Annotated in this window: 17 protein-coding genes; 6 read left to right on the forward strand and 11 right to left on the reverse strand. The window is 46.7% G+C overall.

Annotation, left to right across the window (positions count from 1 at the left end; all coding sequences use genetic code 11):
• The first annotated feature begins 120 nt into the window (after positions 1-120).
• The 4 genes from ABR335_RS10375 to ABR335_RS10390 all read left to right on the forward strand — a co-directional run bounded on the left by ABR335_RS10375 (position 121) and on the right by ABR335_RS10390 (position 4,927).
• Positions 121-1,383 carry an MFS transporter gene (locus ABR335_RS10375; protein ID WP_017550797.1) on the forward strand — a complete coding sequence of 421 codons (1,263 nt, stop codon included), beginning with the start codon at positions 121-123 and terminating at the stop codon, positions 1,381-1,383.
• A 90-nt stretch (positions 1,384-1,473) separates the two neighbouring features.
• The gene (locus ABR335_RS10380; protein WP_026683488.1) at positions 1,474-3,543 is read left to right on the forward strand and encodes a thioredoxin domain-containing protein; all 2,070 of its coding nucleotides are present in this window, start codon (positions 1,474-1,476) and stop codon (positions 3,541-3,543) included.
• A 273-nt stretch (positions 3,544-3,816) separates the two neighbouring features.
• On the forward strand, positions 3,817-4,170 hold the full coding sequence (locus tag ABR335_RS10385; RefSeq protein ID WP_026683489.1) for a VOC family protein: 354 nt from the start codon (positions 3,817-3,819) through the stop codon (positions 4,168-4,170).
• A gap of 187 nt (positions 4,171-4,357) precedes the next feature.
• On the forward strand, positions 4,358-4,927 hold the full coding sequence (locus ABR335_RS10390; RefSeq protein ID WP_026683490.1) for a PadR family transcriptional regulator: 570 nt from the start codon (positions 4,358-4,360) through the stop codon (positions 4,925-4,927).
• Positions 4,928-5,054: 127 nt separating this feature from the next.
• Here the strand turns inward: ABR335_RS10390 and ABR335_RS10395 are convergent, their stop codons facing one another.
• From ABR335_RS10395 to ABR335_RS10405, 3 genes are all read right to left on the reverse strand, one after another.
• Complete coding sequence (locus ABR335_RS10395; protein WP_017550794.1) at positions 5,055-7,040, reverse strand: LTA synthase family protein; 1,986 nt, start codon at positions 7,038-7,040, stop codon at positions 5,055-5,057.
• A 213-nt stretch (positions 7,041-7,253) separates the two neighbouring features.
• Positions 7,254-7,901, reverse strand: coding sequence for a phosphatase PAP2 family protein (locus ABR335_RS10400; protein WP_026683491.1), 648 nt, complete (start codon positions 7,899-7,901; stop codon positions 7,254-7,256).
• A gap of 91 nt (positions 7,902-7,992) precedes the next feature.
• A complete protein-coding gene (locus ABR335_RS10405) occupies positions 7,993-8,826 on the reverse strand; it encodes a Ku protein (protein ID WP_014098445.1) in 834 nt (277 codons plus the stop codon).
• 90 nt (positions 8,827-8,916) lie between these two features.
• On the opposite strand from ABR335_RS10405, the gene ABR335_RS10410 reads away from it, so the two are divergent.
• Entirely contained in the window at positions 8,917-10,758 is a 1,842-nt protein-coding gene (locus ABR335_RS10410; protein WP_061577826.1) for a DNA ligase D, read from the forward strand.
• A gap of 58 nt (positions 10,759-10,816) precedes the next feature.
• Here ABR335_RS10410 and dapF read toward each other — a convergent pair whose 3' ends face one another.
• The gene (dapF, locus tag ABR335_RS10415) at positions 10,817-11,812 is read right to left on the reverse strand and encodes a diaminopimelate epimerase (protein ID WP_014098447.1); all 996 of its coding nucleotides are present in this window, start codon (positions 11,810-11,812) and stop codon (positions 10,817-10,819) included.
• A 63-nt stretch (positions 11,813-11,875) separates the two neighbouring features.
• The gene (locus ABR335_RS10420) at positions 11,876-12,610 is read right to left on the reverse strand and encodes a hypothetical protein (protein ID WP_014098448.1); all 735 of its coding nucleotides are present in this window, start codon (positions 12,608-12,610) and stop codon (positions 11,876-11,878) included.
• Positions 12,611-12,794: 184 nt separating this feature from the next.
• Between ABR335_RS10420 and ABR335_RS10425 the strand changes: the two genes are divergently transcribed.
• Complete coding sequence (locus tag ABR335_RS10425) at positions 12,795-14,159, forward strand: MATE family efflux transporter (RefSeq protein WP_179234381.1); 1,365 nt, start codon at positions 12,795-12,797, stop codon at positions 14,157-14,159.
• Between the two features lie 131 nt (positions 14,160-14,290).
• Here ABR335_RS10425 and ABR335_RS10430 read toward each other — a convergent pair whose 3' ends face one another.
• The 6 genes from ABR335_RS10430 to ABR335_RS10455 all read right to left on the reverse strand — a co-directional run bounded on the left by ABR335_RS10430 (position 14,291) and on the right by ABR335_RS10455 (position 18,867).
• A complete protein-coding gene (locus ABR335_RS10430; RefSeq protein ID WP_350346165.1) occupies positions 14,291-15,028 on the reverse strand; it encodes a CAP domain-containing protein in 738 nt (245 codons plus the stop codon).
• A 379-nt stretch (positions 15,029-15,407) separates the two neighbouring features.
• Positions 15,408-15,845 carry a MarR family winged helix-turn-helix transcriptional regulator gene (locus tag ABR335_RS10435; protein WP_014098451.1) on the reverse strand — a complete coding sequence of 146 codons (438 nt, stop codon included), beginning with the start codon at positions 15,843-15,845 and terminating at the stop codon, positions 15,408-15,410.
• 108 nt (positions 15,846-15,953) lie between these two features.
• Positions 15,954-17,447, reverse strand: a complete 1,494-nt coding sequence (locus ABR335_RS10440; RefSeq protein WP_035188546.1) for a S41 family peptidase — start codon at positions 17,445-17,447, stop codon at positions 15,954-15,956.
• A gap of 70 nt (positions 17,448-17,517) precedes the next feature.
• Complete coding sequence (locus ABR335_RS10445) at positions 17,518-18,312, reverse strand: M15 family metallopeptidase (protein ID WP_014098453.1); 795 nt, start codon at positions 18,310-18,312, stop codon at positions 17,518-17,520.
• A 19-nt stretch (positions 18,313-18,331) separates the two neighbouring features.
• Entirely contained in the window at positions 18,332-18,487 is a 156-nt protein-coding gene (locus tag ABR335_RS10450; RefSeq protein ID WP_260832616.1) for a hypothetical protein, read from the reverse strand.
• A 200-nt stretch (positions 18,488-18,687) separates the two neighbouring features.
• Positions 18,688-18,867, reverse strand: coding sequence for a YozD family protein (locus ABR335_RS10455; RefSeq protein WP_014098455.1), 180 nt, complete (start codon positions 18,865-18,867; stop codon positions 18,688-18,690).
• Positions 18,868-18,960 lie beyond the last annotated feature (93 nt).

The raw sequence follows: 18,960 nt of genomic DNA on the forward strand, positions 1-18,960 counted from the left end.
AATGGTTTGTTAAAAAATGATGAGAAAGAAAACCCGTTTTTTCCATTCATAAATGTCTTCGGTTGGGCAGATAGTAAAGAAGAGTGCTGACATTGAGAAGAAGAAAGGAAAATACAGACAATGGATCATTTGACAACGAACACACCTTTATCCGATAAAAACAATGAAATCCATCAAAAAAGATGGGCGATTGTTGCATTATCGTCCATTCCCCTGATTATGACACTGGGGAATTCAATGTTGATTCCGGTCCTTCCCCTCATGGAGGACAAACTGGGCATCACCAAAGTCCAATCCAGCTATATTATCACCTTTTATTCAATTGTCGCCATTTTCCTTATTCCGGTTGCCGGATTTTTATCGGACAGATACGGCCGAAAAATGGTCATTATCCCGTCACTTGCGATTACGGCTATAGGAGGGGCGATTTCGGCATACGCGGCCTGGCAACTTGATCACCCGTATTCCCTTATTTTGATCGGCCGGACTTTGCAGGGCGTTGGGACGGCCGGCGCAGCACCGATCGTTTTGCCGCTTGTCGGTGATATGTTCCACCGCAACCGGGATGTGAGCACCACCCTCGGCATTATTGAAACGGCCAATACGTTTGGAAAAGTATTGAGCCCGATTCTCGGATCCTTCTTGGCAGGATTGATCTGGTTTTTGCCTTTTGCGGCCATCCCTGTCTTTTGCCTGATCTCTATCCTGTCTGTTTTGTTTCTTGTCAAAAGGCCGGCACACGAAAAACAGGGGCCGGGAATCAAAGCATTTATAGGGAATACGAAAAAGGTGTTCCGAAAGCACTGGCGCTGGCTGTCGGCCGTATTTGCGATCGGGGCCATCGTGATGTTTATTTTGTTTGCGGTGCTGTTTTATTTGTCGTCCAATCTGGAAGACCAGTACGGCTACCATGGCGTGAAGAAAGGGTTTATTTTGGCCGTCCCGCTTGCGGCATTGTGCCTTTCTTCCTTTATAACCGGGAAAATCATTAAAGAAAACATGGTACTGATGAAATGGATTATTTTCTCCAGCGTGCTCATTACCGGAGCCTCCGTGCTCGTGATCACTTTTTCGGACCGTTTTTTCTATTTAATAGGGACCTTTCTCATTTGCGGAATTGGAATCGGCGCCTCCCTTACGCCTTTGGATGCGCTGATTAATCAGTCGATTGAAAAAGAAGTCCGCGGAACGATCAGCGCCATTTACAGTTCTATGCGCTACATCGGCGTGGCGGCAGGTCCGTTATTTATGGCCAATTTTATGAAAGGGCGGGTTGAGATCAGCATGGTGATCATGGCCGGTTTCTGCCTGGTGGCGGCAGGACTTACATTTGTGGCGGTGAAACCGGACAAATCACGCGCTGAAGCTTCTTCCCCTGCCTAAATTTTGGCGCTGTGCGATATCATTTGTAGCGCCTCACCGTTTCAGGTAAACTGATGACGAAGAAACTGAAAGAAAGAAGGAGGGAATGCTTTGGCTGAAAACAGACCATTCAATCGGTTAATCCATGAAAAATCGCCTTATTTGCTGCAGCACGCCCGTAATCCGGTTGACTGGTATCCGTGGAGTGAAGACGCTTTTGCGAAAGCGAAGCAGGAAAACAAACCGGTTTTTGTTTCCATCGGCTATTCGACTTGCCACTGGTGCCATGTGATGGAACGAGAGTCTTTTGAAAACGAAGAGGTAGCCCGGATCTTGAATGAGAAATTCGTGGCGATTAAGGTTGACAGGGAAGAGCGGCCGGATATTGATGCCATCTATATGCTTGTTTGCCAAATGATGACTGGACAGGGCGGCTGGCCGTTGAGTGTATTTTTGACGCCTGAAAAGGTCCCTTTTTATGCCGGCACCTATTTTCCGCGGGAAAGCCGGTATGGGATGCCCGGTTTTAAAGAAGTGTTGCTTTATTTATCGCAGCAGTATACCGAAAATCCGGACCGTATCAAGGATGTAGGGGTACAAGTCAAACAGGCGCTCGAGGCAAGCCGGGAAAAAGGGAAACAAACGGCTTTAACAAAAGAAACGATCGGGCGCGCTTTCCAAGCTTACAAACAAGGTTTTGATCCCCGCTACGGCGGTTTTGGAAAGGCGCCGAAATTTCCAATGCCGCATTCACTCGTATTTTTACTGATGTATGCCAAATTTTATGAAAACCGGGATGCGCTTAGGATGGCAACCAAAACATTGGACGGGCTGGCGCGCGGGGGGATTTATGACCATATTGGTTACGGTTTTTCCCGCTATTCCGTTGATGAAAAATTTTTGGTGCCACATTTTGAAAAAATGCTTTATGACAATGCGCTACTTGCGCTAGCCTATACCGATGCTTTCCGGATGACGAAAAATGCCTGGTACAAAAAAATAACGGAAGAAATCATCACGTATGTGCTGCGTGATATGGCTCATCCGGATGGTGGGTTCTATTCCGCGGAAGATGCCGACTCGGAAGGTGAGGAAGGAAAGTTTTATGTGTGGACGCCTGCAGAAGTAAAAGATGTGCTGGGGGAACAGTTGGGCACGCTCTTTTGCCAGGCATACGGCATTACCGAGCAGGGAAATTTCGAAGGAAAAAACATCCCGAATCAGATTACAACGCCTTTAGAATCAATCGCAAAAAAAGAAGGGATTTCTCCCGCGGCGCTCGCAGAAAAATTAGAAACGGCACGGCAAAGCTTGTTCCAACACCGGGAAAAGCGGGTGCGCCCGTTCCGCGATGATAAAATTTTAACATCATGGAACGGCTTAATGATTGCAGCGCTCGCAAAAGCAGGGCGCGTTTTCCATCAACCCTCCTATGTGCAGGCTGCAGAAAAAGCGGTTTCTTTTATCAGGGACAACTTGATTCAAAATGACCGGGTCATGGTGAGATACCGCGATGGCGAAGTAAAGAATAAAGGTTTTATAGACGAATATGCCTTTCTCCTGTGGGGATATATGGAACTGTACGAATCCACTTTCGCCCCTTTTTATTTGGCGGAAGCAAAAAAACTGGCCGGCAATATGATCGATTTATTTTGGGATGGTCATGGAGGAGGCTTTTTCTTTAGCGGAAACGACGATGAACCATTGCTCGTCAGGCAAAAGGAGTCTTATGACGGGGCACTGCCTTCCGGGAACAGTGTCGCAGCCTGCCAGTTGTTAAGGCTTTCGAAACTGACCGGGGATTTTACGTTGGAAGAAAAAGTCCAGCAATTGTTTCAGGTCTTCAGCAAGGATATCCATGATGAACCCACTGCCCACGCCATGATGCTGCAGGCAGGGATGCACGCACAGCAGGCAACAAAAGAAGTCGTGATCGTGATGGATGATAAAACAAAAGAAGTTGTTGATTTCATTAACCATATACAGGAGAATTTCTACCCTGGCATTTCCGTCATGGTGGTAAAAAGGCGCGAACAGGCGAAACTCTCCAAAATCGCTTCCTTTATTGAAGATTATGCCATGATAAACGGACAACCAACCATTTATGTCTGTGAAAACTTCAGCTGCAATCAACCGACAAATGATTTTCAAACTGCACTGGATTTGCTTTTTAAAAAATGATTTATGCATGGAAGGTGGATGCCTTCCTTTTTTTATTACATACGGGGAGCAGAAAATGAACAGTTGCCCGGAACTATGATGAGCTGCTCTGTTTGCTTTGCTAGGATAATCCCTTTTTGAAATAAGCACCATTTTCTGATTGCCGTTAAATCTATCTTCCTGCATTTTCCATTCATCTTCTTTCTTCCAATTTTTTATATCAAAAAAACATGTTTACACATTATAAATTTTTGATATAATAAAAGCGACCAAATCTATGAAGGAGGCAATATCATGTTTACGAGTGCGAATGTAACAGTTACGGTAGCGGATTTAAAAAAAACCGTTCAATTTTACACCGAAACCCTTGGATTGAAGCTGCAGGGCGAAATGGACGATCATTTTGTACAGATCGAAGCACCGAGATTGACGATTGGGCTCCTGCATCTTACCGGAGAGCGGAATGCCCAATCGGCAAAATCAGAAAGCATGTCGATTGGATTTGTGGTGCAGGATTTAGAGGCAGCCATCAAGACATTGAAATCCCATGGTGTTAAATTCCATGATTATGTTGAAGGGAAGGCAGCCCAGGTCGTACACTTCAATGACCCTGACGGCAATACCCTTTACTTAGTATCTGATCATTAAAAAAGAGGCGGCTTTCAAATGTCATCCATGCCAACTTGGCAGCCGCCAGACAGGTTAAGCGGAATCCCGGCGCTTCCCGTTGCACCATCTTCCCACAATTATATGGCGAGAGTCTGTTTGTTGGATATTCATGGTTCAGCATCCCTTGTTCCATAAAAAGGCAGTTAGACGGAAAGGAGACGTTCGCTTGAACGAATTGTTCATACTTGGCGAATTGATGAACAACCCGATGCACGGCTATTTGCTGCATCAAATTTTGAACGCAATTGTGGGCCCCACACGAAAAATCAGCTGGGGGGCGCTTTATCCACTCATTCACAGCATGCTTGCAGACGGTCTGATCGAGCAGGTCCCCGAAGAACAACCGGAGGGCGCTCGGCGGGGAAAAGGAAAAAAGAAAAAGATTTACAAACTTACAGATGAAGGTAAAATCCGGTTTTTCCGGCTGATGGAAGAACCGATTCCATACTCACCGGATTATGAACTGCATTTTTATATGAAGCTCAAAAATTTTGGTCTGGTCAGTGAGGAAGTGCAGTTTTTAATTTTGCATCAATATAAAGATTACTTGCGTTATGAAATCCGCCATGAGGAAGAACGGTTGGCTTATGCGGGAGGGGATAAACGGATTCCCAAGGAAGAACAGCAGTATATCCTGACCTTTTTCCGACACCGGTTAGAAAAGCTCCGTTTTGACGAAAAGTGGGTATTACAATTAATCCATCAACATCGTGAGAATAGACAAGGGCTTGAATAAAGCGTGAAAACGGAAAGCCGGACATACTTGTGCAAACCCATAAAAAAGCCGGAATGATGCATTCACAATATCCTTTTTGCACGGCACAACAAACAACCCCCGGTTGATTCACCGGGGGTTGTTTGTTTTATTTATTCTTTTTGGCTGAATCCGGAATGGAGGTTTCAGGCAACCCACTCATATCCGTCTGATCAAAGGAATAATCGTACTTGTTCCGGTTCACCGGCGTAAAACCTTTTGGTGTGTAGAAACGGAGCAGGTCGTCGTATACCACTTTATCAGACAGATTCAGCATCTCTTTTGCAATCTTTTCATCATTTTTGCCAAGTTTTGGATTGACTTTTTCACCGGTCGCATTGTCGTAAAGCGTTCCGGATACTTGCGTGTACTTATTGGTGACAAAATCGCCGTTACGGAACGGAACAACTTGGCGATGCTGGCTGGACAAAAGATCAGACCCGAACTGGATGTAGTCTTTTGTATCAACGCCAAGCAAATGCATCACCGTCGGCATTACATCGACTTCACCGCCGTACGTATGCTTGATCCCGCCTTTTACGCCCGGAACATGGATAAACAGCGGCACCCTTTGCAGCTGCGCGTTCAAATATGGCGTAATTTCAGGGACACCGAGCACTTTCGCCATTGCCGCATTGTGATTTTCCGAAATGCCGTAATGGTCGCCGTACATGACAATCACGGTATGGTCATAAAGCCCGGATTCCTTCAAATAGGTAAAGAACTGCTGCATCGCTTCATCCAGATAATGGGCGGTTTGGAAATAGTTATCAACGGTTTTATCACCGAAATTGCCTTTCGGGAAGTCAGCATCCTCTTCATCCAATGGAAACGGGAAGTGGTTTGAAAGCGTAATAAACTTCGTATAGAAAGGCTGCGGCAATTTGGTCAAATACTGCATCGATTCATTAAACCAAGGTTTGTCCTTCATCCCGTAGTTTAACGTATTTTTGTCGCTCATATCGTAATACTTGGCGTCAAAGAAACGGTCATAGCCGAACGATTTGTACATTTCGTCACGGTTCCAGAAAGTCTTATAGTTTCCGTGGAAAACAGCCGATGTATAGCCTTTCTGGCCAAGAATGGCAGGTGCTGCCTGGTACGTATTTTGTGCTTTCGTCGTAAATACAGACCCCGTCGGCAGCGGGAACAGCGAGTTTTCCATCATAAATTCGGCATCAGACGTTTTCCCCTGGCCTGTCTGGTGGAAAAAGTTATCGAAATAAAAGGTGTTTTTATCCTTTGTCAGCGAGTTTAAAAACGGTGTGACTTCTTTGCCGTCCAATTTGTAATTGATCAAAAAGTTCTGGAACGACTCAAGTGAAACGTAAATGACATTCATACCCTTTGCCGCGCCGAAATATTTGCTGTCCGGCTCGGTATAGTTCGCTTTCACATAGTTTTCCACATCGCTCACGTCACTGCTGTCAGCCATCGCCCGCTGTGCAGACGATTTTGTTGTCTGGATCGCATCATAAAGCGTGTAATTGTACATACCGAGATATTTCACGATATAGCTACGGTCAAAAGTCCGCGTTAAAAGCTGCGGGCGGTCCGCTTCGGCAAGCCCGAGATTAAAAATGAAAAATGCAATCGCGGCAATCATCAGCCCGGCAAGCGAGCGGCGGTTGATTTTCCCTGCGTTGGCCCTGACGGTTTTCGTTGCAATCAAGGCAATGAGGATGATCGTATCAAAAAAGTAAAAAATATCATAAGGCTTCATTAATGCAGCTGCACTCCCGCCGAGGTCGCCGAAGTTTTTCGTCTGCGACAAAACCGGCAGCGTAATGAAGTCATTGAAGAAACGGTAATAGCATACATTCGCGTACAGCAAAACAGACAAAAGCACGTCAATCACAGTCATTGCAATGATCCGGCCGCGTCCCTTAAAGAAAAGCGCAAGCGCAAAGAAGAACAGTGCCGAGCTGATGGGATTGATGGCAAGCAAAAATTTCTGCATGCCGTTTTGCAGATCCAGATTGAATTCCGCTTTATAGACAATATAAGTTTTTACCCAGAACAATAAAACCATGAGAAAGTACAGGGCGTATTTTTTATTTAGCAAACTTTTAATCTGGTTAAACGAGATCTTCATTCAGTATTCCCTCCCAATTGCCAAACTCTCCGGCAACAATTTCAGGACGCTTCATTTATTCATACCAACATATTGTAATACAATTTTAAAAAAAAGCAAGCGCTCATCAACGGCTTTTCCAGCCCCTGGGCAGCCCTTTCCGGCCAAGCGGGGCTGTCCGCGCCGGAATTCCGCATACCCACCGCCAAATATTTTTATTTCCACCATATTTTATTACAATTTCAATTTTCTTTCAAACAAGTTCAACGCAAGCGCAGATAAAATGACCCAAACAAGGCCGGCCGCATATCCTCCGGCAACGTCGCTCGGGTAGTGGACCCCTAAATAGATGCGGCTAATGCCGATGGCAAGCACCAATAAAAGGGCAAACAGCGTCCCCGCGACCTTCACCCACCGGCGTTTCGCAATGCGGAACAGGATCAATACGAGGCAGCCGTATAAAATCATGGATCCCATCGAATGCCCGCTTGGGAAGCTGTAACCCGTTTCCTGGACGACACGCATAATATCGGGACGCTGGCGCTTGAATATGTATTTTAATATGGTGTTAAAAACCCCGGCTCCAAGCGCGACAGATACAGCGAGATAAAGGCCTAGTGTACGGTATTTTTTGATCCAGAGCACAAGGGAAAGAAAGAGGGTGACCGCCGCCGCCCCTTTTACAGATCCGAGAAAGGTAACAGCCAGCATCACGCTCGTTAGCCGGCCGGAAATATTCCCCTGGACAAATGAGATAATCGGAAGGTCAAAATGCCGGATCTCCGCCTGGTTGAAGTGACCGGCGATTTCAAAAAAAATCCAGGTGCAGAAGGAAAGCACCAGTAAAACGAACACCCATTGCACAATCGTCTGCCTTTTCATCATCAACCTCCAATATGAAATAATTTACCATATTGGAGGCTTTCCGGCAAATTTTCCGGCATTCCCCGTGCTATCCGGTACCGCCCGGTTTTTACGCTTCTTTTGCCTTTGTTTTGGCCGCTTTTTTTGGTTTTTTTGCCGGTTTTTTTGCCGGCTTTGCCCTGTCGATGGAAGCCTGGAGCGCCGCCATCAGGTCGGTCACATTGTTTTCCGGTTCTTTTACTTTTGCCGTGACGAGTTTTTTTCCGGTCCGTTTCGATTCAATTAAAGCCATCAGGTTTGACCGGTATGCATCCGTATATTTTTCAGGCTCAAACGATGTCGTTAACTGATCAATCAGCAAAATTGCCGTCTCAATTTCTTTTTTCGAGACTTCATCATCTTGCGGCACATTCGGAACGTCAGATGCTTTCCGGACTTCATCCGGGTAATGGATCGTTTCCATCAAAAGCGTGTTTTCATACACGCGGATAACGGCGAGCTGCTCCTTTGAACGCATAACAATCCGGGCAAGTCCGACTTTCTCTGATTCGGTCAGCGCTTTCCGCAACAAGCCGTAAGCTTTTACGCCCCCTTCATTCGGGGACATGTAATAACTCCGGTTAAAATAGACCGGGTCGATCTCCCGCATATCAAGAAAATCCATAATTTCCACTGCTTTTTCTTCTGTCTGTTTGCGCAGTTCTTCCAGTTCTTCCTCTTCCAGTACGACAAACTTTCCTTTCGCGATTTCGTATCCTTTTACGATTTCTTTTGCGTCCAATTCTTCCTCGCACACCGGACAAACCTTTTCATACCGGATCGGGGAATGGCATTTTTTATGAAGGGAACGCAATTTGATATCTTTATCTTCCGTTGCGGCATGCAGTTTAATCGGGATATTGACGAGTCCGAAACTGATCGTGCCTTTCCACATCGTATGCATGAATGAAACGCCTCGCTTTTTGAAGATAATATATGTACGAATCCACCCCGCTATGTACTTCAACTTTTGGAAAAAGAAAGGGTGCTCGAAATGAAACCGATGTTGCCGGTTTTAAAATGGTCTCTGCCAGATACAGGAAAGTGGGTATACGAAATTAAATATGACGGTTATCGCGCGATCCTCGACTGGACAGAAGACGGCATGCGGTTATGGAGCCGCAACGAAAAAGATTTGCTGCCCCGGTTTCCGGAAATCCGCACCTTTTTGCAAACGCTTGAAGGCCGTGTAAAAGGGCAGCTTCCGTTACGGCTTGACGGCGAACTTGTGCTGCTTGAAAATCCGTATAAAGCTGGCTTTGGGGAGCTGCAACGCCGCGGGCGGATGAAAGCTGAAGCAGCTGCAGAGCAGGCGAAAATGCGCCCCGCCCATTATCTCGTATTTGATTTGCTCATGCTTGGTGGAGAGGATATGGCCGGCAAACCGTATTTGCAGCGAAAAAAAGCATTGGAAAACTTATGTGAAACGCTCGCGCTGCCGCTCTCCCCCGCCCCGGGCGAAACGGCACGGGTTCAGCAAATCCCGTTCACCCGTGACGCATCCGTCTTAAAAGAGACGGTGAAAAATTTTAACAGTGAAGGCATTGTCGCAAAACAAACGGACAGCAAGTGGGAAGCGGGAAAACGAGTTGAAACATGGATAAAAGTGAAAAATTGGAAGACAGCCGCCTGCTTTATTACGGCTTACGACGAGAAAAACGGGTATTTCGATGTCGCAGTGTTTAAAGATGGCGACATTTTTCCAATCGGCCAGTTTCTTTTCAGCATGAATCCGGACGAAAAACAAATCCTCACAGAAGCGGTCAGGAAAAATGCCACAAACAATGAAAACGGCGTCTACACGATCGATCCTTCGATTTGCGTCGAGATATTTTATTTGGAATGGGACGGCGCCAATCTGCGGGAACCTCATTTCCACCGCTTCCGCTTTGATCTTTCACCGGATGCCTGTACGTTTGAAGATTTCAGGCTCCGTAACGCCGCCATTCCGGAAGAAGTGGAAGTGACGCATCCGGATAAACCGCTATGGAAAAAGCGCCATGTGACAAAGCTCGACTTTCTTGCCTATATGCGGGAAATTTCTCCTTTTATGCTGCCGTTTCTTTCGGACAGGCTTTTGACCGTCATCCGTTACCCGCACGGCGTCTTCGGCGAGGCATTTTACCAGAAAAACTGCCCCGATTATGCGCCCGCTTTTGTGGATACGGCTATGCATGAAGACATCCGGTATATTGTCTGCAACCATTTAAAAACACTGATGTGGCTCGCAAACCAGCTAGCGGTGGAATACCATATCCCGTTTCAGACCGTAAACAGCCGTTTCGTCAGTGAGATTGTATTTGATTTTGACCCCCCTTCCCGGGATGCGTTTCAACTTGCAGTAGAAGCGGCTTTGCTGTTAAAACAGGTGACGGATGCCCTTCATTTGGAGAGCTTTGTCAAAATTTCTGGAAATAAAGGGCTGCAAGTCTACATTCCATTGCCGGACAGGCAGTTCTCATGGGAAGATACAAGGCTGTTCACGGAATTTATGGCTGCTTATTTCATTTCGAAATCGCCTGAACATTTTACAATCGAACGGATGAAGAAAAAACGGGGCGGAAAATTATATGTTGATTTCGTCCAGCATGCGGAAGGAAAAACGATCATTGCACCTTATTCGATGCGCGGGCATGAGGATGCGCTTGTGGCGGCGCCGCTTTTCTGGGAAGAAGTAAACGCGTCGCTTTCGCCGTATGACTTTACCATTGAAACGGTCCTTTCGCGTGTGAACCGGTACGGCTGCCCGTTTGCGCGATTCTTTGCCTGCAAAAGCGGCCAGCCTTTTGCCCCGGTACTTGCATTTTTAAAGCAGAACAAAGGGCGCCCCATATAGTTTGGCGCAGCTTTCCAATCGAAAAAAATACGCCTCCCTTTTACAGGAGACGAAAATTTTAAGCCAATGCTTTCTCTACCGTTTCTTTTGCATGGGTTTCGAGCTTTTGATACAGCTTCTGTTCGCCGAAATCCTTTTTTTCTGCAATCCGGAACTGTTCCGGGTGCCCATCGTCAAAAGAAACAGCGGTTTCGTATAAATAGGTGGCATTACCGATCAGGTCAATCGTGTATGCCGGTTCCCCTTCTTTTTCAATTTTTTGGACAAAGCACCGTACTTTACCGCCATTATTGAACACGTCGATCATTTCACCGAACGGGCGCAATCTTAACAGGCAGGCCACAAGGCTTGAAGCGGACATCGCCGTTCCGCACGCATTTGTAAAACCGACGCCGCGTTCAAACGTGCGGACGTATAAGCCATTTTCACCAATCGGTTTGGCAAAGCTGACATTCACGCCGTCCGGAAAGATATCATTTGGTCCGTTCACATACTCGGACAATGTTTTTTGCGTATCAGACCGGAATCCTTCATTTTCGACAAAGGCGATCAGATGCGGATTCGGCACCGCAACTGCTGTAAACGACAAATCTTCCGACAAGGCCTTAACCGGTTCATTGATGAGCACTTCTTTATCAATATGCATCGGCAGTTTGTTCAAGTCAAAGGAGACAGGCGAGATTTCGACCCGGAACGTTGGGATGCCGTCCAATAGGGGCTCTGCTTTGCGGGCATATAGATTTGCTTTCATCGTTTCAATTAACAGATCGTCTTTCCCGCGTTTTTCGGATACGTACCGCGCAACACAGCGCAGGCCGTTCCCGCACATGGACGCCTCGGAACCGTCCGCATTGAATACCCGCATTTTTGCGTCTGCCTGCTGGCTTTCCGACACAAAGAGCAGGCCGTCCGCCCCGAGCCCGGCATCGCGCCGGCAAAATGACAGAGCCATTTTTTTGCGGATGTCGTCCGTTAATGGCGCAGAGATTTCCGTTTCATCGATCAGCAAAAAATCGTTGCCTGAGCCGTGGCATTTAATCAGTTTCACATGCATGATGGATTTCCTCTCTTTTTCTTTCTTTATACTTACAAAAATTGTATCATTTCTTCTTTTTTTTTACACGAAATATTTATTATGCCTGTAAAAAAAGGCGAGCAGTGCGATGACGAGTACTTCGTCTTCTTCCGTCCCCCGTATAAAAGTAAGTACCGGTGCATTAAGCGGAAACTTCTGCTGCCAGCTCACCGGCATCACGCCGCGTGACACCACTGCTAAAAGTTGTTCGTCCCGGTAAAATTCCAAATCATGGTTTCCATTTTTCCGGATCGCACAAGTCCGGCTGCCGTTTTCAAATATCATTTCTTTTCCCTTTGCTCTTTTTAATGAAAAGAACCGTTCATATGCCGGAAACCCGATGCTGATTTCCCAATTTTGCCGTTTGCGGACCGTGGCGCTAAATGTGGCGCCCGCTCCCCGTTCAAGGCGGAAATACCGGATTTGTTGTCTGAAAGCTTTTTCCTCAAGCAGCCACCCTAAGCGGCCGCTTCCATCATAAAGCTGCACCGAGAGTTTTGCACCGGGCGGAAACTGGATCAAGTACTGCCCGCTGTCCGCTTGTCTTTCTTCCTCCCCTTTTTCTCCGGATATGTTTTCTTCTATCTTTTGATAGTAGAAATAGCGCGCAGCAAAGTAGAGAATGAACAGCCAGACGGCCAAAATCAGCCAGTTGAACATGCCGCCGCGCCCGATATACATCAGCGTGAGACAAAATGCGGAAAGGCCGCATGCAAGAATAACGGTTTGACACAGGTACATGTGAGACAACGTCGAATAGGTTTTTTTCAGCTCCATACAGACTCTCCCGTTTTTGTCTGGTCACTCTATTATATGAGACTTTTTATAAATCATGATGGTTTTACGGGTTTGCAAATCTTTCGCCGGGCATTTCCATCTTCATGGCAGGCTATCCATGGCGGCCCGAAAAATGAATATGTTATAATTTTTTGGAGTCCGTGGAAAAGTTGGGGGAATGAACATGAAACAAACCTTTACCTTAAAAGAAAAAATCGCACAGCTTTGGCATTTATTTCTGCCGATTCTCATCACCCAGCTTGCGATGCTGCTCATGAATTTTTTCGATACAACGATGTCCGGCCATTTTTCCAAAGCCGATCTGGCCGGTGTTGCGATCGGCGCATCCCTCTGGTTCCCCGTTTCAACCGGGCTGGGAACGGTTTTACAGGCGGTTACCCCGATCATTTCCCATTTGATCGGCAGCAAAAACACGGATGAAATCCCCCGTACATTTATCCAGAGCCTTTACGTCGCCGTCTGTATGGCTGTACTGGTGCTGTTTGCAGGCGGGCTATCGATCGGGCCGGTCCTTGGCCGGATGGATTTAGCGCCGCATGTGGAGAGGGTCGCGCATCGGTTTTTATTTGCCCTGTCCTTCGGGCTGATTCCGTTGTTCTGTTACCAGGTTTGCCGCTCGCTGATTGATGCGACCGGGCTGACAAAAATATCGATGTTGATCACGCTGTTGGCGCTGCCCATCAATATTGGATTGAATGTTCTGTTCATCTTCGGGCATGCCGGATTTCCGCAGCTTGGCGGGGCAGGTGCCGGCGTTGCGAGCGCCATCACCTACTGGCTTATCTTGTTGATTGCAATCCTTGTGCTTATGCGTTTGCCGCGTTTTGCTGAAATGCGGCTGTTCCGCACGTTTTACCCGGTTTCTTTCCGCAGCTGGAAAGCGCTGTTGTCGCTTGGGATCCCGATGGGGTTGTCGACTTTTTTTGAATCGAGCATTTTTTCGGTTGTGACATTGTTCATGAGCAAATTTGGCACTGACACGATCGCTTCCCATCAGGCCGCCATGAATTTTGAATCGCTTTTGTACATGCTTCCGCTCAGCATTTCGCTTGCAATGACGATTCTTGTCAGTTTTGAAGCAGGGGCCGGAAGATTTAAAGACGCCCGCCTGTACAGCACAATCGGACTTATAACCGCTGTTGTGATCGCCACCTTGACCGGGCTGTTGCTCTACTTATTCCATGAACAAGTGGCAGCGTTTTACAGTGATGATCCGGCTGTCATCCGGTTAACCGGACATTTTTTGCTGTATGCCATCTTTTTCCAATGGTCAGATGCGGTTCAGGCGCCGGTGCAAGGTGCGCTTCGAGGGTATAAAGATGTCCGGATTACGACCATTATGACGTTTGTTTCATATTGGGTTATTGGGCTTCCACTCGGATATTTGCTGGATGCCGTCACCGCCCTCGGCCCGTTTGCCTACTGGATCGGACTGATCACAGGCCTTGCTGTAGGTGCGGTAACACTTTTAGGACGCTTGCATTATATCCAGCAAAAAGCCGGAGATTTGCTGAAAAAGAATGGATAAGGTTTGGCACAAGCGGGGCTTATCCGGCAGATGGACCAGCGTACAGGAAAGTGGACCCGTTTTCCGTAAGTGACGTTTCAAAAAGTGCGCACAAAAAAGCAGCCCCCGTAAAAGAGGCTGCGATAAGCAATTTATTTTCCAATAAATTCTTGTGTCCAGTAATGGCCGTTTTCAACATAGCCCACGCCGATATGGGTAAAGTTTTTATTTAAAATATTCGCTCTGTGGCCTTCGCTGTTCATCCATGCATTCATGACTTCCTGCGGTGTTTGCTGGCCCATTGCGATGTTTTCACCGGCATATTGATACGAGATCCCGAATTGCTTCATCATATCGAACGGAGAGCCGTAAGTCGGGCTTGTATGGTCAAAATATTGATGGGTTGCCATATCATTCGATTTGACGCGCGCCATTTTGCTCAAAACCGTATCGATTTTCAGCGCGCCAAGGCCGTTTTTCGCCCGTTCTTCGTTTACAAGGGTCACCACTTGTTTTTCATAGGCGTTTAACGTGTTGGCAGCCTGTGACTGCGTGCCGCCTGCCGGTTGCGTTGAAGTTTGTTTTAATGCCGATTGCTTTGGTGCTGCTGTTTGTTCCGGTGCCGATTGCTTTGGTGCTGCCGTTGTCTGGTTCGTTTTGCCTGCGTTGTTTGAAGCCGTTTGATTGGTTGCCGGTTTAAAAGAAAAACGGATGTTATGCTGCTTTAACCAGTTCTCCAATTCCTGCATGCTATGAAACTTGTATTCATGTTGAACAACCGTTTTCGGGCTGCAGTTTGTTTCGTTTGAGGCTGCCCCCGCCTTGCCGGAAACTGCCGGTGCAAGGATCAGTGCAAGTGCTGCTGCTGTTGTGAACATGGCCTTTTTCATCAATGATGTCCTCCCTCGTTTTCGTTGGTTTCTCTCTCGTACACAATAGAATCATAACATACGATTTTTGTAATATTTCTGGGAGAAAATAGAACAAGCAGCAAAGCAGGGGCCTGCTTGCAAACTGAAAATGAAAAAGCCAGCTGTATCAAAGGTTCCCATGCATCGTGCGAATTTCCTATCATTTCACACATTGGCACCGTCTTTTTAAATATCCAAAAGATGGAAGGATTTCGGGGTTGACAAGGCGGAAAAAGGACGGGTATTGTTACATTTTTTTCTTAAATGTTGCATGCTGCCACATTCATTTAAAAAAAGCGCCCCGAAGCCGGGCTTGCGGCTTCAGGGCGCTTTTTGTGTATATGGGCGCGTTTTCATATCAGTGCATTTGATTGAGGTGATCTTCAAACTTCCGGAATAGCCTGTACAATGTTTCCCGTTCTTCCTCCGTAAAAACGTCCAACTGGTCTTTCAGAAACCGGGATTTGGTTTCTTTCAACTGACTGATTAACGATTTTCCTTTTTCCGTTAAAATTAAATCGACCACGCGCCTGTCTTTATTGGATCTTCTCCGCTCAATCAGCCCTTTTTCCACGAGCGAATCGGTTACAGAAGTAATATGGCTGGCGGAAACTTGCAGTATTTTCGACAAATCGGATGAACGCATCGAGGATTCCGATAAAAGTTTTAACACCATAAATTCGTTAAGCGTCACATGCTCTTTTAACAAGCTATGCAGTTCTTCTTTAATTTTTCGGTATATTCTACGGAAGATGAATTCCAGATCAACTGTATCTTTTGTCTCCAACACTCCCATTCCTTTCCTTTCTCATATGGGACAGCGAATCTCCTGACTTTATTATATCATTTTTCGTGCATGGGATTGCATAAAATAAGCCGGGAGATTTGCTCCCGGCTTATTTTGCTATTTTTCTTTTTGGACAACTTCTTCGGCTTTTTTGAGCTGCGTATCATGCCGCGTAATAAGATTGCTGATTTCAGACATCAGTTTGGTTGCCGTATCGCCATTGATGATGCCTGTCGGCTGCATTTTTTCATGCATTTGGAAAGCTTCGACAGCCGTTTTTGTATTCCAGTCGAAGTACCCGTCAACCCTGCCCGGATTGTAACCGAGTGCTTTTAGCATTTTTTCCGCCGTCTTTACATCTTCCGAGACCGAATACAGTTTCAATTCTGCATCTGTTCCGATCACCGGAAGTTTGGCATAATCCGGAAGCGACACTTTCTCATCCGGCTCAATCCCTTTTTTATGGATCCAGCTGCCATTTGGTGTCAGCCATTTTTGGACGGTGAATTTTAAAATCGATCCGTCGTTGAATTTTTCAGCAGACTGCACGGTGCCTTTGCCGTATGATTTTTCGCCGACAAGCGGAATGCCTGCCGATTCGTTCAGTGCGGCCGCCAAAATTTCAGAAGCGCTCGCGCTGCCGCCGTCGATCATCACAACCGCCGGGACCGTAATTTTCGTGCCACTTTCTGCCACATATTTCTCCCGGGAGCCGTTCCGGTCTTCCGTCTGCAGGATCGTACGCCCTTCCGGCACAAACATATTCGCAATTTTAATAGCCTGGTCAAGCAGTCCGCCCGGGTCCTGACGCACATCGACAATCATCGACTTCATGCCCTGCTTTTTCATGTTCTCAACGGCCGCCTTGAATTCTTTATATGTGCCGTCTGAAAATGTCGTAATCTGGATATGGGCAACCCCGTTTTTCAACATCTTCGCATAAACCGTATTGACCGGGATCGTGTCGCGTGTCAAGGTCACTCTCGTTTCGTCTTTCGATCCGACATGCTGGATCGTGAGTGTCACCTTTGTCCCTTTTTTGCCCCTGATCAACATGACCGCTTCATTGGCGCTCATGCCATGGACGCTTTTGCCGTCAACCGCGAGTATTTTATCGTTCGGCTTCAGGCCGGCTTTTTCGGCCGGAGAACCTTTAATCGGCGAAACAATCACAATATAGCCATCTTTTTCTTCCACTTCCGCACCGATTCCTTCAAAAGAAGAAGAAATGGTGTTATTGAAGTCTGATGCTTCGGTTTTTGACATATAATCAGAATACGGGTCATTGAGCGATTCCACCATTCCGTTAATGGCCCCATCGACAAGCGTCTTCTGTTTTACTTTTGTGTAATATTTTTTCTGGATGCTGTCATATGCTTTATACAGTTTGTCAAACTCCGGCCGGTTGACAGTCGTCACGTTGACGGCTTTTTGGTCGCCGAACGCAAAGGCAGCGGTCGTAATGCCGGCTGTTATGAAAATCACGAAAAACAAAAGCATGACAAATTTAAATTTTTTCATACGGATATAACCGGTTTGTTCTTCCTGGCCGGATTCCGTCTGTTTCTTCTCATCGTCCAAAGGCTTCACCACTTTCATGCCGTTTTCCAAAAGTCATAGCTCCCGATTTCTAACTTCTTTATTCTACCAGCTTTTTCTTTTTAATAAAAGAGCCCAGGATTTATTCAGCTTTATGTACATGTTCGAAATACTCTTCAAGCGTCCAGCCGTGCTTGTAAATGACGGCTGCCGCCTCTTTTCCGACATACCGGAAATGCCAGGGCTCGTACTCATATTTCGTAATGTTCTCTTTGTTTTTCGGATACCTTAAAATAAACCCGTATTCATGCGCATGTTTTGCAAGCCAGATGCCTTCCTTCTGCTTCCCCATTTGCTGTGAGAGAAGGAAATGGGCGGTCTGGCTTGTAATATCAACGGCGAGACCGGTCTGATGTTCGCTCGACCCCGGGATGGCAACCGCCTGTTCTGCATGTTCTTCCCCCGAACTTTGCACTTCTGCCGCATACACAGCTTTCTGGCGGTTATACGACCGGTATGCGGAAGCGGCATATAATTCAATGCCGTCCTTCTCGGCGGCGGCAAACATTTTTTCAAGCGCCGCGGCTGCTTCTTTCCGCATATAGCTTTTTTCGATTCTTTCGTCGCCAAATGAAAAGCGGACATTCGGCCGGACGAGGTCTTTCGGTTTGTAATCCCCGAGAATATAGTTTTTATTGACAAGCGCCAAAATATTGTCCGGATTCTGGATCACTTTTTTCCCGTTAACCGTTTTGATTTTGTTAAAATATTTTGCATCAAGCACCAAACCGGAACCGGTTTTTTTCGCGGTATCCGTGTGGGCCGGTTTCGCCGGCGCGGTACTTTTATGGGCGCCCGTTTCCGGCTGGTTTCCGTTTGTTACACTGCAGCCGGCCAAAAAAATCGCGGCAAGGCCGGTATATACATATTTTCTCATGTTGTCACCTTTCTCTATCCTAAAAAATTTGTGCTTTTGATCCTTCTACCGGTACCGCGTTCACTGCGGCATGGGCTTCTGTCCCAAAATGGATGCTCGCCCCCATTTTGAGCCGGTACTGCAAAAGAAGCGGCATGAATGCCCCATCCGGATCTTTCTGCGATGGAAAAAGCAAGCACATTCCCGTTAAGCGCACAACCGTCCGCATCCCGCTCCTTTGCCAAAAAAAATCGCAGGTTTCTCCCCCTGCGATTTCTCTTTTTATTTTAAGGCAAATTCAACGGGACATCAAGTGCTATTTCGTGCGGGACCGAAAAAGGCTGTCCCGGATACCGATGCTGCACCTTTCCCTGTACGGCCTGCAAACAGATCGCCTCATATGGAATCGTCTTCATATTCTTCGTCTATGATGCTTTTTGCAAGCAAGTATTCAAAAGTGATATCGGCAATTTCGTCCAGTTCTTCTTCACGGGGCGCAAATCCCCTTTTCACGAGCTCTTTAAAAAAGAATGCGGCGATTTCCTCTGTATCAATATAAACATCCATATTCTCCATTAAAAACGCCCCCTTTTTTCATCCCGCAGCCACCCCGCGTTTTGTTCTGTTTGTTGATATAAATATGACCCCGTACGGCCTGATATGCCAAAC

The organism is Heyndrickxia faecalis (assembly GCF_040267745.1).
GTDB lineage: Bacteria > Bacillota > Bacilli > Bacillales > Bacillaceae_C > Weizmannia > Weizmannia faecalis.

What these genes read in the sequence shown, in the direction of transcription:
- ABR335_RS10375 (WP_017550797.1), top strand. Translation starts at nt 121, where the DNA reads ATGGATCATTTGACAACGAACACACCTTTATCCGATAAAAACAATGAA.
- ABR335_RS10385 (WP_026683489.1), top strand. Translation starts at nt 3,817, where the DNA reads ATGTTTACGAGTGCGAATGTAACAGTTACGGTAGCGGATTTAAAAAAA.
- ABR335_RS10395 (WP_017550794.1), bottom strand. Translation starts at nt 7,040, where the DNA reads ATGAAGATCTCGTTTAACCAGATTAAAAGTTTGCTAAATAAAAAATAC.
- ABR335_RS10400 (WP_026683491.1), bottom strand. Translation starts at nt 7,901, where the DNA reads ATGAAAAGGCAGACGATTGTGCAATGGGTGTTCGTTTTACTGGTGCTT.
- ABR335_RS10405 (WP_014098445.1), bottom strand. Translation starts at nt 8,826, where the DNA reads ATGCATACGATGTGGAAAGGCACGATCAGTTTCGGACTCGTCAATATC.
- ABR335_RS10410 (WP_061577826.1), top strand. Translation starts at nt 8,917, where the DNA reads ATGAAACCGATGTTGCCGGTTTTAAAATGGTCTCTGCCAGATACAGGA.
- dapF (WP_014098447.1), bottom strand. Translation starts at nt 11,812, where the DNA reads ATGCATGTGAAACTGATTAAATGCCACGGCTCAGGCAACGATTTTTTG.
- ABR335_RS10420 (WP_014098448.1), bottom strand. Translation starts at nt 12,610, where the DNA reads ATGGAGCTGAAAAAAACCTATTCGACGTTGTCTCACATGTACCTGTGT.
- ABR335_RS10425 (WP_179234381.1), top strand. Translation starts at nt 12,795, where the DNA reads ATGAAACAAACCTTTACCTTAAAAGAAAAAATCGCACAGCTTTGGCAT.
- ABR335_RS10430 (WP_350346165.1), bottom strand. Translation starts at nt 15,028, where the DNA reads ATGAAAAAGGCCATGTTCACAACAGCAGCAGCACTTGCACTGATCCTT.
- ABR335_RS10435 (WP_014098451.1), bottom strand. Translation starts at nt 15,845, where the DNA reads ATGGGAGTGTTGGAGACAAAAGATACAGTTGATCTGGAATTCATCTTC.
- ABR335_RS10445 (WP_014098453.1), bottom strand. Translation starts at nt 18,312, where the DNA reads ATGAGAAAATATGTATATACCGGCCTTGCCGCGATTTTTTTGGCCGGC.
- ABR335_RS10455 (WP_014098455.1), bottom strand. Translation starts at nt 18,867, where the DNA reads ATGGAGAATATGGATGTTTATATTGATACAGAGGAAATCGCCGCATTC.